15 protein-coding genes are annotated in these 15,606 nt (G+C 68.0%); 11 read left to right on the forward strand and 4 right to left on the reverse strand.

Going from position 1 to position 15,606, the window contains the following annotated elements; translation table 11 throughout:
• The first annotated feature begins 74 nt into the window (after nt 1-74).
• Nucleotides 75-4,388 carry a bifunctional nitrate reductase/sulfite reductase flavoprotein subunit alpha gene (locus JK358_RS14675; RefSeq protein WP_201947877.1) on the forward strand — a complete coding sequence of 1,438 codons (4,314 nt, stop codon included), beginning with the start codon at nt 75-77 and terminating at the stop codon, nt 4,386-4,388.
• A gap of 124 nt (nt 4,389-4,512) precedes the next feature.
• Nucleotides 4,513-5,619 (forward strand): alpha/beta hydrolase, encoded by a 1,107-nt coding sequence (locus JK358_RS14680; protein WP_232851280.1) that lies wholly within the window; start codon nt 4,513-4,515, stop codon nt 5,617-5,619.
• 49 nt (nt 5,620-5,668) lie between these two features.
• On the opposite strand, the gene JK358_RS14685 is transcribed toward JK358_RS14680, so the two are convergent.
• Nucleotides 5,669-6,703: an aldo/keto reductase gene (locus JK358_RS14685; protein WP_201947879.1), complete on the reverse strand. Its 1,035-nt coding sequence runs from the start codon at nt 6,701-6,703 to the stop codon at nt 5,669-5,671.
• An 84-nt stretch (nt 6,704-6,787) separates the two neighbouring features.
• Between JK358_RS14685 and JK358_RS14690 the strand changes: the two genes are divergently transcribed.
• Nucleotides 6,788-7,396 carry a TetR/AcrR family transcriptional regulator gene (locus JK358_RS14690; protein ID WP_201947882.1) on the forward strand — a complete coding sequence of 203 codons (609 nt, stop codon included), beginning with the start codon at nt 6,788-6,790 and terminating at the stop codon, nt 7,394-7,396.
• On the opposite strand, the gene JK358_RS14695 is transcribed toward JK358_RS14690, so the two are convergent.
• Complete coding sequence (locus JK358_RS14695; RefSeq protein ID WP_201947884.1) at nt 7,393-7,980, reverse strand: TIGR03086 family metal-binding protein; 588 nt, start codon at nt 7,978-7,980, stop codon at nt 7,393-7,395. The genes JK358_RS14690 and JK358_RS14695 overlap by 4 nt on opposite strands.
• Nucleotides 7,981-8,148: 168 nt before the next feature.
• On the opposite strand from JK358_RS14695, the gene JK358_RS14700 reads away from it, so the two are divergent.
• Together JK358_RS14700 and JK358_RS14705 are read left to right on the forward strand one after the other, a co-directional pair.
• Nucleotides 8,149-8,382, forward strand: coding sequence for a DUF8836 family protein (locus JK358_RS14700; RefSeq protein ID WP_201947886.1), 234 nt, complete (start codon nt 8,149-8,151; stop codon nt 8,380-8,382).
• 71 nt (nt 8,383-8,453) lie between these two features.
• Complete coding sequence (locus JK358_RS14705) at nt 8,454-8,669, forward strand: Rv3202a family protein (protein WP_201947888.1); 216 nt, start codon at nt 8,454-8,456, stop codon at nt 8,667-8,669.
• Nucleotides 8,670-8,709: 40 nt separating this feature from the next.
• Here JK358_RS14705 and menD read toward each other — a convergent pair whose 3' ends face one another.
• Nucleotides 8,710-10,344 (reverse strand): 2-succinyl-5-enolpyruvyl-6-hydroxy-3-cyclohexene-1-carboxylic-acid synthase, encoded by a 1,635-nt coding sequence (gene menD / locus JK358_RS14710; protein WP_201947890.1) that lies wholly within the window; start codon nt 10,342-10,344, stop codon nt 8,710-8,712.
• A gap of 99 nt (nt 10,345-10,443) precedes the next feature.
• Here menD and JK358_RS14715 point away from each other — a divergent pair, with 99 nt between their 5' ends.
• Nucleotides 10,444-11,271, forward strand: coding sequence for a siderophore-interacting protein (locus JK358_RS14715; protein WP_201947893.1), 828 nt, complete (start codon nt 10,444-10,446; stop codon nt 11,269-11,271).
• 186 nt (nt 11,272-11,457) lie between these two features.
• Here JK358_RS14715 and JK358_RS14720 read toward each other — a convergent pair whose 3' ends face one another.
• Nucleotides 11,458-11,904, reverse strand: coding sequence for a DUF6918 family protein (locus JK358_RS14720; protein WP_201947897.1), 447 nt, complete (start codon nt 11,902-11,904; stop codon nt 11,458-11,460).
• Nucleotides 11,905-12,223: 319 nt separating this feature from the next.
• Here JK358_RS14720 and JK358_RS14725 point away from each other — a divergent pair, with 319 nt between their 5' ends.
• The 5 genes from JK358_RS14725 (at nt 12,224) to JK358_RS14745 (ending at nt 15,531) form a co-directional block, all read left to right on the forward strand.
• Entirely contained in the window at nt 12,224-13,117 is an 894-nt protein-coding gene (locus JK358_RS14725; RefSeq protein WP_201947899.1) for a 1,4-dihydroxy-2-naphthoyl-CoA synthase, read from the forward strand.
• A gap of 68 nt (nt 13,118-13,185) precedes the next feature.
• Entirely contained in the window at nt 13,186-13,575 is a 390-nt protein-coding gene (locus JK358_RS14730) for a VOC family protein (protein ID WP_201947901.1), read from the forward strand.
• A gap of 72 nt (nt 13,576-13,647) precedes the next feature.
• The gene (locus tag JK358_RS14735; protein WP_201947904.1) at nt 13,648-14,859 is read left to right on the forward strand and encodes an inorganic phosphate transporter; all 1,212 of its coding nucleotides are present in this window, start codon (nt 13,648-13,650) and stop codon (nt 14,857-14,859) included.
• 11 nt (nt 14,860-14,870) lie between these two features.
• Entirely contained in the window at nt 14,871-15,140 is a 270-nt protein-coding gene (locus JK358_RS14740; protein ID WP_201947907.1) for a hypothetical protein, read from the forward strand.
• Nucleotides 15,141-15,165: 25 nt separating this feature from the next.
• On the forward strand, nt 15,166-15,531 hold the full coding sequence (locus tag JK358_RS14745; protein WP_201947909.1) for a DUF3349 domain-containing protein: 366 nt from the start codon (nt 15,166-15,168) through the stop codon (nt 15,529-15,531).
• The last annotated feature ends 75 nt before the right edge of the window (nt 15,532-15,606 follow it).

The following is a 15,606-nucleotide window of genomic DNA, read 5'->3' on the forward strand; positions in this document are numbered from 1 at the left end:
CTGTGAGGAGCAATGTCATCTGCCGATAACTTTCGGTAAATCCCCCGCAATCGGGGATGGCCATCATCGGACACATGACGGATGCAGCCACCCCCCGCTCGGGCACCCGGACGGCGTGCTCGTACTGCGGCGTGGGCTGCGGCATCACCGTCGACACCAAGGCGGACGCGTCCGGCGCGACCGTGATCGCGAAGGTGAGCGGTGACAAGCTGCACCCGGTGAACGGCGGTCGGCTGTGCACCAAGGGCGCCACCCATGCCGAACTGATGCGGACGCCGGGCCGGATGGAGACGGCGTTCCGGCGGCCGGAGCGCGGTCAGGCTCCACAGCCGGTGCCCGTGGACGAGGCGGTGCGGGAGGCCGCCGAGCGGCTGCGCGGGATTCTCGACACGCACGGACCGGATGCCATCGCCCTGTACGTGTCCGGGCAGATGTCGATCGAGGCCCAGTATCTGGCGACCAAACTCGCCAAGGGCTACCTGCGGACCGTGCACATCGAGGCCAATTCCCGGCTGTGCATGGCCAGTGCCGCCACCGGGTACAAGCAGTCGCTGGGTGCGGACGGCCCGCCCGGCTCCTACGACGACATCGATCACGCCGACCTGTTCTTCGTGACCGGCGCGAATCTGGCCGACTGCCATCCGATCCTGTTCCTGCGCATGGCAGATCGGCTCAAGGCGGGCGCGAAGCTCATCGTGGTGGATCCGCGCCGCACCGATACCGCGGCGCGGGCGGATCTGTTCCTGCAGATCAAGCCCGGCACGGATCTGGCGCTGCTGAACGGGCTGCTGCATCTGCTGGTGGAGAACGGCTCGATCGACGAGGAATTCATCGCTGAGCACACCGAGGGCTGGGCGGCGATGCCGGAGTTCCTGGCCGCCTATCCGCCCGCCGAGGTCGCCGCGATCACCGGTCTGGCCGAGGCCGACATCCGCACCGCCGCGGCGTGGATCGGTGCGGCGGGCGAATGGATGTCGTTGTGGACCATGGGAATCAACCAGTCCACGCACGGCACCTGGAGCACCAACGCCATCGTGAACCTGCACCTGGCCACCGGCGCGATCTGCCGCACCGGCAGCGGGCCGTTCTCGGTCACCGGGCAGCCCAATGCCATGGGCGGGCGCGAAATGGGTTACATGGGACCGGGATTGCCCGGTCAGCGCGCCGTGCTCAACGAGGCGGACCGCACCTTCGTGGAGAACGTGTGGGAGCTGGAACCGGGGACCATCCGGTCCGAGGCCGGACCGGGCACCGTCGAGATGTGGCGGGGGCTCGAGGACGGCCGGATCAAGGCCGCCTGGATCATCTGCTCCAATCCCGTTGCCTCCATGGCGAATCGGAAGACCGTGATCGCCGGGCTGGAAGCAGCCGAACTGGTGATCGCGCAGGACGTGTACATCGAGACCGCCACCAACGCCTACGCCGACCTGCTGCTGCCGAGCACCCTGTGGGCGGAAGCCGATGCGGTGATGGTGAATTCGGAACGCAGTCTGACGCTGCTGCGGCAGTCGGTGGATCCGGTCGGCGCCGCCCGGCCGGACTGGCAGCTCATCGCCCAGGTGGCGACCGCCATGGGCTTCCCGGGTTTCGACTTCGCCTCCAGCGCCGAGGTTTTCGACGAGATCCGGCGTTTCGCGAATCCGGCCACCGGCTACGATCTGCGCGGCGTCAGCTACGAGGCGCTGCGGGAAGGCCCGATGCAGTGGCCCTGCCCCGATCCGGCGCAGCGCCGCAATCCGATTCGCTATGTGAACGACGGCGTGAGCCAGACCCTGTTCACCGACGCGAACGGCCACACCCCGCGCCTGGCGTTCGCGACGCCCAGCCGCCGCGCCGTCTTCTGGCCGCGTGAGCACCTGCTGCCCGCCGAGATGCCGGACGAGGATTTCCCGTTCCTGCTCAATACCGGTCGCCTGCAGCATCAGTGGCACACCATGACCAAGACCGGGAAGATCGCCAAGCTCACCAAGCTCAACGGCAAGCCGTTCGTCGAGGTGCATCCCGAGGATGCCGGGAAGCTGGGTATCGGCGAGGGTGATCAGCTCGAAATCGCCTCGCGCCGTGGGCGGGCCGTGCTGCCCGCGCAGATCAGCGACCGGGTGCTGCCGGGCACCTGCTTCGCGCCCTTCCACTGGAACGACGAACAGGGCGAGTATCTGACCATCAACGCCGTCACCAACGATGCCGTGGATCCGGCGTCCCTGCAGCCGGAGTTCAAGGCGTGCGCGGTGCACCTGCGCAAGGTCGCCGCTCTGCCGGAGCCGGAGGCGGCACCGGAACCGATGACGATGCCGGTCGGCCTTGCCGCCGCTCCGCTCGGCGCTGCATCAATTCCGAACGGACCGCATCCGCTGGCGGTAATGCTGGGCCTGGAGACGGCCACCGCGCCGATGCTCAGCGAAACCGAGCGCATCTATCTGGGCGGCTATCTGGCCGCGCTGCAATCGCTTCCGGTCACGGGTCAGCCGGTGCTGCCGGAGTCCGCTCCGGTCTCACGCGCGAGCCGGATGTGGATCGACGGCCTGCTCGCCGGCATGTACTCGCGCACCTCGGGCGCGGAGCACGGCCACTCCCCCGCCGCCGGGGACGCGAATGTCGCGGTGACCGAAGTGGAGGCCGCCCTGCGCACGGTAACCGTGCTGTGGGCTTCCCAGACCGGGACGGCCGAGGAGCTGGCCGCCGAAACCGCCACCCGCATAGCCGATTCCGGCTTCGCGCCGCGCCTGATCGACATGGACTCCGCCGACCTGTCCGACCTGACCGGCGAGGTGCTGATCATCAGCAGCACCTTCGGGGACGGCGGCCCGCCGGACAATGGCGCGGACTTCTGGGAACGCCTGTCCGACAGCGTGATCCGTCTCAACAGCGTGCGCTACGCGGTCTTCGCCCTCGGCGACTCCTCCTACGACGACTTCTGCGGCCACGGCCGCAAACTCGACGAACTCCTCGCCAAGCGCGGCGCGAAACGCCTGCTCCCCCGCGTGGACAGCGAACCCGACCACGAAGAGCTGTCGGCTCGCTGGCTGAGCGATATCGTCGGCGCGCTCAGCGAGAGCGGGGACGGCGACGGTAACCCTCATCCCGGCGCGCTTCTTGGCCGGGATCCACACCGGCAGCATCCGAGCGCGGTGGACTCCGGCCACGAGCACGCCGGAATGACGGGAGGTCAGGCGACCGGAATGACGGGAGGCCCGACAGCCGGGGTGGCGGGAAGCCGTGCGGCCACGGCGGTGCTGTCACCGCAGCGATCCACGCCCGCGCCGTTCACCCGGAACTCGCCGGTCGCCTCGAAACTGGTTCGCAATGAACTGCTTTCGCGGCCCGGATGCGATAAGGAGGTGCGGCAGTTCGGCTTCGATCTCAGCGGTTTGGATGCCTCCTACGAGGTCGGGGATTCGCTGGGCATCAAGCCCGCCAATTGCGAATCGCTGGTGTCGGAGTGGCTGCAGGTCACCGGGCTCGACGGCCGCCGGACCATTGAGATCGACGATCAGGAACTGCTGCTGGCCGAAGCGCTGCGCACGCATTACGACATCACCAAGGTGAGTTCGGATTTCCTGGGATTCATCGCGGAGCGCAATGCCAGCCCGCGCCTGGCGAAACTGCTGCGCCGCGACAATCGCAATGAGCTGGACGGCTACCTGTGGGATCGGCAGGCCGTGGACGTGCTGCGCGATTTCCCGGTGCACGCCGATCTGGTCGAATGGGTGGGCGCGCTGAAAAAGCTGCAGCCACGCCAGTATTCGATTTCGTCGAGCCCGCTGGTGAGCCCCAAGGAGGTGCAGCTGACCGTGGGCGTGGTGCGCTACGGCGATCCGGCCGCCATCGGTTCGGCGGCGCGGCGCGGCGGTGTCTCCTCGACCTTCCTGGCCGATCGCGCGGATCTGGATGTGCCGATCTTCCTGCAGCGCGCCCCGCATTTCCGCCCGCCGCTGGATCCGAACGCGCCCATGATCATGGTCGGCCCGGGTACCGGCATCGCCCCGTTCCGCGGTTTCCTGCAGGAGCGCCGGGCCCTGGGCTGCAGGGGCCGCAACTGGCTGTTCTTCGGCGATCAGCACGCCAAGGACAACTTCTACTATCGCGCCGAGCTGGAGGACATGTTCCGCTCCGGCTTCCTGACCCGCCTGGATCTGGCCTTCTCCCGCGATCAGCGCGAACGGATCTACGTGCAGCACAGGATGATCGAGCACGGCGCGGAGCTGTGGGCGTGGTTGCGTGAGGGCGGGCACTTCTATGTCTGCGGCGACGCCTCCCGGATGGCCAAGGATGTGGACGACACCCTGCTGAAGATCGCGCGTATTCACGGCAAGCTGTCCGAGGACGCGGCACTCGCGTTCAAGAAGCAGTTGGTGGCCGAGAAACGCTATGTGCGTGACGTGTACTGATCGCCGGTCGCCTGCCGGGCATCCGGACATGGCCCGCACGTAACTATCCCGGTATGTTGTTCGGCGGCAGAGTTTTGCCGTCACGGGGCGGTCTGATGAGGGAAATCTGGGAGGGGCGGGGATCTTGATCCGTCGAACAATCGTGCGTACGGCCGTGGCCGCCGTGGTGACCGCGGTGTCCTTGAGCATCGGCGGGCAGGCGCTGGCGGATCCGCCGGAGCAGCCGGGCGCCGGGCAGCCGGAAGGACAGGGTCCCGAGGCTCAGGGGCCGGAGGGGCAGGGACCGAAGCCGCAGGTCACCATTCCGACGGTGAAGTCGGCGGACGGTTCGTACATCAAGAACATCGTCCCGGTGGACGCGCGCACCCTGCATTTCGACATCTATTCGGCGGCCATGGACACCGTGCTGCCGGTGGAGGTGATGCTGCCGGCCGACACCTCGGTGCCGCGCCCGAGCCTGTATCTGCTCAGTGGCGCGGACGGCGGCGCGGGGCAGGCGAATTGGCAGGGCAAGACCGATGCCATGCAGTTCCTGTCGGACAAGAACGTGAATGTCATCCAGATCCTGGGTGGCGGGTTCAGTTTCTACACCGACTGGTTGCAGCCTGATCCGAAGCTGGGCGTCTACAAGTACGACACCTACATCGGCAAGGAACTGCCGACGCTGATGGATGCCGCGCTGAACACCAATGGCGTGAACGCCATTGCGGGCCTGTCGATGTCGGGTCTGTCGGTGCTGAATCTGGTGACCCACAATCCGGGCCTGTTCCAGGCTGCGGCGGTGTACTCCGGTCTGACGCAGACCAGTGACCCGATCGCGCAGGAGGCGGTGAAGCTGACCGTGAACGAGTGGGGCGGCGGCACGGTCGAGAACATGTGGGGCGCCATGGACAATCCGCTGTGGGTGGAGAACGATCCGACGGTGAATGCCGAAAAGCTGCGCGGGGTCGAACTTTTCGTGTCGACCGGCAACGGCATTCCGGGAGCCTATGATCTGCCGAGTTCCAAGTGGGCGACCACGAACACCTCGGAATATCCGAAGACGATCGCGCTGGGCATGATCATCGAGGCCAGCATCAACCTGTTCAACCACAATTTCCAGGCCAAGCTGAATTCTCTCGGCATCCCGGCGACCTTCGTCTACCGCGATGTCGGCCTGCACTCCTGGGGCTACTGGCAGGACGACCTCAAGACCTCGTGGGGCGTGCTCGCCAAGGGCCTCGGCCTGTAGGACCGCATGATCGAAGAGACCCCGGCACGGTCTGCCGGGGTCTTTCTCGTTACACCGCAGGCGGATTCAGCCGGGCGAAGTCGGGCAGGCGGTAGTACGGGTAGTAGGGGTAGGGCGGGGTGACGGCGCTCGCCTTGTCGAGGCGGGCGAGCTGATCGGCGGTGAGGCTCCAGCCGAGCGCGCCGAGGTTCTGGGTCAACTGCTCCTCGTTGCGCGCGCCCACGATGACGGTCGCCACGGTGGGCCGGGTGAGCAGCCAGTTGAGTGCGATCTGCGGGACGGTGCGCCCGGTTTCCGCGGCGATCTCGTCGAGGACGTCGACCACGTCGTAGAGCAGTTCGTCGTCCACCGGCGGCCCGGCCTCGGCGGTCTTGTGCAGGCGGCTGCCTTCCGGAAGCGGTTGCCCGCGACGGATTTTCCCGGTGAGCCGGCCCCAGCCGAGCGGGCTCCATACCACCGCGCCCACGCCCTGGTCGACGCCGAGCGGCATGAGTTCCCACTCGTAGTCGCGCCCGACGAGGGAGTAGTACACCTGGTGCGCGACATAGCGCGGGAAGCCGTTCTTATCCGACGCCGCAAGGGATTTCATGAGCTGCCAGCCCGCGAAGTTGGAGGCTCCGATGTACCGGATCTTGCCGCCGCGCACCAGATCGTCCAGTGCCGCAAGGGTTTCCTCGACGGGCGTGCCCGCGTCGAAGGCGTGCAGCTGGAACAGGTCGATGTGGTCGATGCCGAGCCGGCGCAGTGATCCCTCCACCGCCGTGACGAGCCGGGCCCGCCCGGTTCCGGCGTCGTAGGCTCCCGGCCCGGTGGGCAGGCCCGCCTTGGTGGAGATGAGCAGCCGGTCACGGCGGCCCCGGATCGCTTCTCCCAGAACCTCTTCCGATGCCCCGTCCGAGTAGACGTCGGCGGTGTCGAACAGCGTGACGCCCGCGTCCAGGCTGATGTCGACGAGCCGGCGCGCCTGCTGCGCGTCGGTGTCGCCCCAGGCGCTGAACAGTTCGCCACGCCCGCCGAAGGTGCCCGCGCCGAAGCTCAACGCCGGCACCAGCAGACCCGATGCGCCCAATCGACGGTATTCCATTGCCCCACTCCTAACGGAACTACAGTTTCATTAACATGACAGACGATACACTCCTCTCGCCGTAAATGAAACTGGAGGCCCGTTATGGATCAGGACACCGCCGCGCCCGGCTCGCTTCGCCCAGGTGGACGCACCGCGCGCGTCCGCGAATCGGTGCTGCGCGTCGCGGGCGATCTGCTCGCCGAACGCGGTTTCGCCGCACTGGATCTGACGGAGGTGGCCGCCCGCGCCGAGGTCGGCAAGACCACCGTCTACCGCCGCTGGCGCACCCCGGCCGGGCTGGTCACCGACCTGCTCGCGGAGATGGCGGAATCCTCACTCCCCCACAGCAATACGGGCTCGCTCCGCGGCGACCTGCTGGCGAACGCCCGCCTCGTTGCGAAAACCCTCACCGACACCCGGCAGGGCCCGCTCTTCCGCGCCCTGATCGCCGCGGCGACCGGCGACGAGGCGACCGCCGCGGCCCTGCACGGTTTCTATCGCACACGCCTGGACGAATGGTCCCCCGTCGTCGAATCCGCCGTCGCCCGCGGCGAACTCCCGCGCGGCACCGATGCGCACGCGGTGCTCTCGGCCGTCTCGGCCCCGCTCTACTACCGCCTGCTGGCCAGTGGCGCGGCCATCGACGACGCGGCGGTCACCGCGGCCGCCGAGGCCGCCGCACTGGCCGCCGAGGCAGGAGTGTTCGTCTAGGCGCTGTGCGCGCTCCACGCCGGATCACGCCCGGTCAGGCCGAGGACCCGGTCGAGCGTGGCGGCATTGTCGGGAACGGGAACGACCGGTCCGAACAGGCCGGGCGTGCCCTCCACCGGTGTGTTGCGGAGCATCTCGAGGAGGATGGCGAGATCGTCGGAATCCGGAAGATAGGGCTGCCCGGTGGCGCGCGCCAGATCCCAGGCGTGAACGACCAACTCGTTCAAGGCTATTTCGGCCATCTGCGTCGCGGGCAGCAGGACACCGCCGGCTTCGGTGTCGCCGGTCCACGCGGCGGGCTGATACCAGGCGGCCACGAGGTCTTTGAGTTGTGCGGGGATGCGGGTGCGCCAGTCGTGCGGGAGTTCCGGGCGTACCGAGGTCGCGGGCTGGGACCGTCCGATCATCTCTTTGGTGGCGGCTTGGCGGAAGGCCTCGGTGAGGCCGACGACATGGGCGAGGAGCAGCCGGACCGAGGTGCCGGTGCAGGGGGTGGGTGCGTCGAGTTGGGTGTCGTCGATTCCGGTGACCACGGTGTCCATATCCGCTGCGGCGGATTCCAGATCGAATATCGGGTAGTTCATAGGTCCTCCCGAGGGGGCGGGGCGGGTCGCCGGAGCGGCGGCCCGCTCCCGAATGGGGACTACCCGATCCACCGGAATTCATCGCCGATCGCGCGAATGCACGTGCACCGACCGGTCGACACCGACTTGTTAGCGGCGAAAACCGCTGGTGAGGAGAAGAATTGGAAGATGAAGGGTGATCGAGTGGAGATTGTCGTCGATACCGGCGACGGGTCTCGCAACTACGAGGTGACCGCATCCCGCGCCGGCCGCAAGGTCGAGGTGCGCATCGCACGCGGGGTGGTCGAGGTCAGTGAAGTGACCAGGACGGGCACGGCGGTGCGCACCGCGCGCTTCCTGGCGGGCAGGGTGCTGGCGCTGGTCGAGCATCCCGCCGATCCTGGGCCGCTGGACGGCGAGTAGATCAGGGGGCATGCTCGGAAGTGCACCGACTGCACACGGCCCCTGGCCGATCCGGCGGAGAGGAGCACACGATGACCGAGCCCAGCATCGACGCGGTACCCGAGGCCGATCTCGTCGAGCAGCACACCCCGGCCTATCCCGATCCGGAAGAGCCCGCCGGCTCCGATTCCGAGCTCACGCCCCTGCCCGAGGGCGACAACGGCTGGACCGCAAGCGAAGCCGACCTGATCGAGCAGGCCATCCCCGTCCCGCTGGACGACGACTACGACGAGAGCGCGGGGGGCTAGGACGAATCCCACCCGTCATCCCAGCGTGCTGACGGGTGGGCTAGTTCGCGATATTGGAGCGGACGGTGGCGTGCAGCTCGCGCAGGCTGGAGCGTTCGGTGGCCACCTCGAGCACCCGGATGCCGTGCGCGTGGTCGGCGAGTTCCCGCGCGAGTTCGGCGGGATCCACCTGGCGGTGCGGGACACGGTAGGCGGCGCACAGCGCGGCGAGGTCCATGCCGTGCGGCGTGCCGAAGACGCGCTCGAAGACGCCCGCGTACTGCGGATCGCCCTGTTCGAGTAGTTCGAAGATGCCGCCGCCGTCGTCATTGGCGACCACGATGGTGAGATCCTCCGGCCGCGGTTCCCCCGGGCCGATGAGCAGGCCGGACGCGTCGTGCAGGAAGGTGAGGTCGCCCATCAGGGAGATGGTGCGCCCGGGATGGGTGAGGGCCGCGCCGACCGCCGCCGACACGGTGCCGTCGATACCGGCCACGCCGCGGTTGGACAGTACGCGCACACCGGGTTTCGGGCTCGAGATGAGCGCGGCGTCCCGCACCGGATTGGACGCGCCCAGCAGCAGCTGGTCGCCTTCGCGCAGCGCGTCCATCACGACCGTGGCCACGTGCAGGCCGGTGGTCTTGGGATGCCCGGAGAGTTCGGCGCGCACGACACCGCACGCCTTCTCGTTGAGATCGCGGCACAGGTCCAGCCATTCCGGCCGGGGCGCGCCGTAGGTGACCGCGCGCGTGCCCGTGCCGACCACATTGCCGGACACATCGGGCCAGCGCGGGCCGGTGGTCAGCGCGTACACGGTGACCTCCGGATCGGCGAGCACCTTGGACACCTGCCGGTGCAGGGTGGGCCGTCCGGTGATGATGGCCTGCTTGGGTTTCAGCAGGGCGAGCGCGAGCGGATGCAGCGCCGGGCCGTGCATGGGCGCGGTGGGTTCGGCGACGGTGGGCAGGGCCGCGAGTTCGGGCCGGTGGCCCGCGCCGTGGCCGGAGATGACCACGGTGTCGGGGGTGAGGTCGATATCGAGCGGCACGTCGAGGGTGGCGTACTGGGTCGCGGTCCACGGCCGGTCCTCGGCGCGGCCGGGCGGCAGCAGATCCCCGGCGGTGGCGTCGGGTACGAGCGGTTCGCGCAGCGGGATGTCGAAGTGCACGGGCCCGGCGTTGCCGGAGCGGGTGCCGCGCGCGGCGGCCAGCACGCGGCAGACAGCCGAGCGCCACACGCTGTTCTGTGTGCTGTAGAGGTGATCGCCCGGTTCGTCCTCGGCGAGGCCGAGGCTGATGGCCGCGCGCACCTGGCTGCCGAACAGGCCGAACTGTTCGACGGTCTGGTTGGCGCCGGTGCCGAGCATCTCGTAGGGCCGGTTGGCGCTGAGCACGATCAACGGCATGCGCGCGTAGTTGGCTTCGAGGACGGCGGGGCCGAGATTGGCGACAGCTGTGCCGGAGGTCATGACCACCGGGACGGGCCGGCCGCTCGCAGCGGCGAGGCCGATGGCGAGGAATCCGGCGCTGCGTTCATCGATGCGCATGTGCAGGCGGATGCGGCCGGCGGCGTCGGCGGCCTGTAATGCGAAGGCCAGCGGAGCATTTCGGGAGCCCGGGCACAGGACGACGTCCCGCACTCCCCCGCGTGCGAGTTCGTCGACGACGACTCGCGCCTGTGCTGTCGAAGGGTTCACGCCTCCAGCCTCTCAGACAGTCGATCATCGTGCTGCGTCACCCTGCTCACACCCGCTCTACGGCTATCACCGCAGGTTAGGCTTTGCTAACCTAAGCCCATGGCGAAGCGCAGCAAATATGTCAAGCCCGAACATCGGGAGATCCTCACCGCGGAAGTTCTGGCCTCCAAGCGAATCAGCCCGAACTTCGTCCGGGTCACCATCGGCGGCGAGGGCCTGGCGGGTTTCACCGCGATGGGGTTCGACCAGTGGTTCCGCTTGTTCATGCCGGGCAAGGACGGCGGCCTGAAACTGCCGACCTCGTCGAGCAGCCTCGGCTGGTATGCGCAGTACCTCATGATGGGCAAGGAACACCGTCCGGTCGTGCGCAACTACACCGTGCGCGACTATCGTGCCGCCGGTTTCGGGGAGTTCGGCAGCACCGCGGAGATCGACATCGACTTCGTGTCGCACGGTGACGACAGCCCGGCCTCGGCCTGGGCCAACAACGCCACCCCCGGCAGCAAGATCGGCCTGCTGGACGAGGGCATCATGTACCAGCTGCCCGAGCACGCCACCTTCACCCTGCTGGTGGGCGACGAGAGCGCCCTGCCCGCCATCGCCGGAACACTGCAGTCCGCTCCGCGCGATCTGAAGGGTGCCGCGTTCATCGAGATTCCGCACGCGGAGGACAAGCAGGAACTGGGCGAACCCGAAGGGGTTCAGGTGAATTGGGTGGTTCGCGAGGACGCGCACGGCGAAATCGGCGCTGCCGCAGCGGCTGCCGCCCGCGCGGCCGATCTCCCAGCCACCGGCGTCTACGCCTTCCTCGCCGGTGAGCAGTCCCTGGTCGCCGGCGTGCGCCGCCACCTGGTGAACGACCGCCAGATCCCCAAGGCGGACATCACTTTCACCGGCTACTGGCGAGTGGGCAAGGCCGCCGGATAACCAAGCGGCCGGTTCGCGGCCCCCAGGGGCCGCGAACCCACCGTCGAAATATCACGGCGACAACTGATTTCGCGAGATCCGGGTAACTCGCCGGGTACCCCCGAAATCGGTTTCGCCGCAAACCGCCGGCACGCGTGCACGGCGGTCAGCGGCTCTCAGCCACGCGCAAAAGGCGCGGAGAGGCGGTCAGGCGTGGCGCTGGATCAGGTCGCCGACGCGCGGAAGCGCTTCGGCCACATTCTTCTTGGCCGAACCGCGCAGGGAGTTGTACACCTTCGTGAGAGCTGGACGCGAGGACGCCTCGGCGCGCGCGTCGGTGACCGAGAGCAGGGCCTCGGAGACCTCGTCCTGCTTGGACGCCAGCAGCTCGCCGAACGAGCCGGCCGCGCCGGAAGCCTGGTACTCGGCCCAGAACGGCTCCAGCTTCTCGACCAGCTTGGGGGCGAAGGACGACAGCGCGTCGCCCACGATGGTCGGGCTGACCTTCTTGATCGCGGCGTAGCCACCCTTCACGGCGAGGCCCGACGCGCCGCCCTTGCCCGACACCTCCGCGTCCAGAACCTCCTGGGCGTCGGCCAGGAAAGCCGGACGCTTGGCGTCATCGAGCAGGGATTCAGACAGTGCTGCAACCACTTTCAGGTTCCTCCGGATAGTTTTTCGATGAACGAGCGCACGCAACTATACGCACCTGTGTCCCCGCGCACACGGTGCCGTGGTGGCTACGACTGCCTACACAGCAACAGCACTGTAAAGCCTCCGCAATCGGTTGGCAGCGTTTCAGATTCGCGATGTTCACTGACCGGCGATATCGCAAAAATCCGACTGCCCAGTTCGGCAACTTCCGGGCCACGACGACATGTGCGTTCCCGCGAACGCATTTCGCGCGCGCCGAAGGCAAACACATCCAAGTCGCAGTGACTGTGGCGCACGCCCTACCACTATGTTCGAGCTCGTGACCTTCAATGCAGCGCTCTGGCGACCCGTCCCCGGGTTCGAGAATCTGACCGACATCACCTACCACCGCCACATCGATCAGGGGACCGTCCGCATCGCCTTCGATCGGCCGGAGGTGCGCAACGCTTTCCGGCCGCACACGGTCGACGAGCTGTACCGTGCGCTCGATCACGCCCGCATGACCTCCGACGTGGGCGCGGTCCTGCTCACCGGAAACGGGCCGAGCCCCAAGGACGGCGGCTGGGCCTTCTGCTCCGGCGGCGATCAGCGCATCCGCGGCCGCAGCGGCTACCAGTACGCCAGCGGCGACACCGCCGACACTGTCGACCAGGCCCGCGCCGGGCGCCTGCACATCCTGGAAGTGCAGCGGCTCATCCGCTTCATGCCCAAGGTCGTCATCGCACTCGTGAACGGGTGGGCCGCGGGCGGCGGGCACAGCCTGCACGTCACCTGTGATCTCACTCTCGCCTCGCGCGAGCACGCGCGGTTCAAGCAGACCGACGCCGACGTGGGCAGCTTCGACGGCGGGTACGGCAGCGCCTACCTCGCGAAGATGGTGGGGCAGAAGTTCGCTCGCGAGATCTTCTTCCTCGGACGGCCCTACACCGCCGAGGAGATGCACGCCATGGGCGCGGTCAACGCGGTCGTGGACCACGCCGAGCTGGAGAACGTGGCCCTGGAGTGGACGGCCGACATTCTCGGCAAGTCGCCGCAGGCCATCCGGATGCTGAAGTACGCCTTCAACCTCTCCGACGACGGCCTGGTGGGCCAGCAGCTCTTCGCCGGTGAGGCCACCCGCCTGGCCTACATGACCGACGAGGCCGTCGAAGGCCGCGACGCCTTCCTGGAAAAGCGCGAGCCCGACTGGAAGCCGTACCCGTACTACTTCTGAGTTCCCAGCTCTCGGGACGCTCGGGGACTTCACCCCCGAGCCCCCGCGTGACGTGGAAAGGTCTCCACATGGACATTCTCGGCAGTCGCGTGATCCTGCGTCCGGTCGACTACGAACGGACGCTGGAGTTCTATCGGGACGACCTGGGCCTGGCCATCGCCCGCGAGTATCCGGGCGGGACCGTGTTCTTCGCCGGGCAGTCACTGGTCGAGGTGGCCGCGCACGGACGCGCGGACGCCGCCCCCGCCGGCTTCGCGGGGGCCCTCTGGTTGCAGGTGCGCGATTGCGGGGACGCCGCCGCGGAGCTGGCCGTCAAGGGAGTGCCAATAGACCGGGCGCCGAGACAGGAGCCGTGGGGACTCATCGAAATGTGGGTGAAAGACCCCGATGGGACGCCGATTGTGCTGGTCCAGGTTCCCGCCGAACACCCCCTGCGCCGCGACACGCGGAAGCCCTAGCACGAACAGCAGTGTGACGGCGCGCGGGGCACCGGTTAACGAATCGTTAATGGCGTAGCGCAGACTGGACGCGTGTCTGCCGAACTGCTTGTTCTGCTGATCGTTGTTCTCACGGCCCTGGCATTCGATTTCACCAACGGATTCCACGACACCGCGAACGCGATGGCCACCTCGATCGCTACGGGTGCGCTCCCCCCGCGTACGGCCGTACTCCTCTCCGGATTCCTGAACCTGGTCGGCGCGTTCCTCAGCGTCGCCGTCGCCGCGACGGTGGCCGAGGGCATCGTCGACCTGTCCGAGGTGAGCGGTAAAGCACTGCTCGACATCGTGTTCGCGGGTCTGGTGGGCGGCATCCTGTGGAATCTGTTCACCTGGCTGCTGGGCCTGCCGTCGAGTTCCTCGCACGCGCTGTTCGGCGGTCTCATCGGTGCGACCATCGCCGCGCTGGGCTGGAGCGGCGTCATCTGGACCTCGGGCCACAAGGGTGTGCTCGCCAAGATCATCATTCCGGCGCTGCTGGCGCCGGTGGTCGCCGCGCTGGTGGCGGCCATCGGCTCGTGGGTGGTCTACCGGATCACGCGCGGCAGCAACGAGAAGACCGTGGAGCACGGATTCCGGTGGGGGCAGATCGGTTCCGCCTCGCTGGTCTCGCTGGCACACGGCACCAACGACGCGCAGAAGACCATGGGCATCATCTTCCTGGCGCTCATCGCGCACGGATCGGCCAAGGCCAGTGATCCACTGCCGCTGTGGGTGATCGTGTCCTGCGCCGTGGCCATCGCCCTGGGCACCTGCCTGGGCGGCTGGCGGATCATCCGCACGCTGGGCAAGGGCCTGGTGGACATCGCGCCGCCGCAGGGTTTCGCGGCCGAATCCACCTCGGCGGCGATCATTCTCACCTCGGCGCACTTCGGCCTGCCGCTGTCGACCACGCAGACCGTCACCGGCTCGATCCTCGGTTCGGGGCTGGGCCGGCCGGGCGCGGAGGTGCGCTGGGCGGTACTGGGCCGCATGGTCGTGGCCTGGATCCTCACCCTGCCCATGGCGGGCGTGGTGGGCGCGGTGTGCTGGGCGCTGCTGCACGCCATCGGCGGGACGGCCGGCGTGCTGGTGGTGTTCGCGCTGCTGATCGCCGCGGCCGCGCTGATCTGGTTGCGCTCCAAGCGCAGTGCGGTCAACTCGCACAATGTGAACGACGACTGGAAGGGCGCGGCGGCCGGGGAATCGGGTACGGCGCAGCAGGTCCACCAGGACGGCAAGGCCGTCAGCAACGGAATCGGCTAGGAGCCAGGGGCATGCAGACGTTCTTGTCCAATCTGGAAGACCTGTGGCAGGTCACGCTGGCGGCGCTGCTGTTCGGTGCGGGTCTGCCGACCATCTTCGCGCTGGGGATCCGGTATCGCGCCCGGATCGACGACGGAGCGACCGGTTCAGACCGAGCGGTCTCTATGGCATTGTCCGCCATGTGTTTCGGAGTAGTCATGATCGCGGTGGTGGTCGGTGTGCTCTTCATCGCACGCGGCTTCCTCGCCTCCCGACTCGGCATACATTTGCTCGGCGCGTGACGCCGCCGTACCGAAAGGCACGCCCATGAGCTCTCCGGAATCGCCTTCGCCGGCGGAACGCCCCGACGCGACCAAACCTCCGCAGTCCTGGAGCAACGTCCTGCAGAAGGTGCTGGACTGGCTGAAAGCCGGATATCCGCAGGGTATTCCGCAATCGGACTATGTCGCGCTGCTCGCGGTCCTGCACCGCAGGCTCACCGACTACGAGGTGCACCTGGTGGTGGAACAACTGGTGAGCGACCGCGTCGCCAGCGGTGACATCGCACGCGCCGACATCGCGGCGGCCATTGCCCGAGTTGCCAAGGAGCAGCCCGGCGAGGACGATATCGCTCGGGTGGCCTCCCGGCTCGCAGCCGGTGGCTGGCCGCTGGCGACACCGACGTCCGACTGACCGCACCGACCACCATCGACCCGGGCGCCGACCCCCATTCGTGCGCCGCCACCCGACGACATGACACGATCGCGA

It is taken from the genome of Nocardia acididurans, assembly GCF_016741815.1.
Lineage (GTDB): Bacteria > Actinomycetota > Actinomycetes > Mycobacteriales > Mycobacteriaceae > Nocardia > Nocardia acididurans.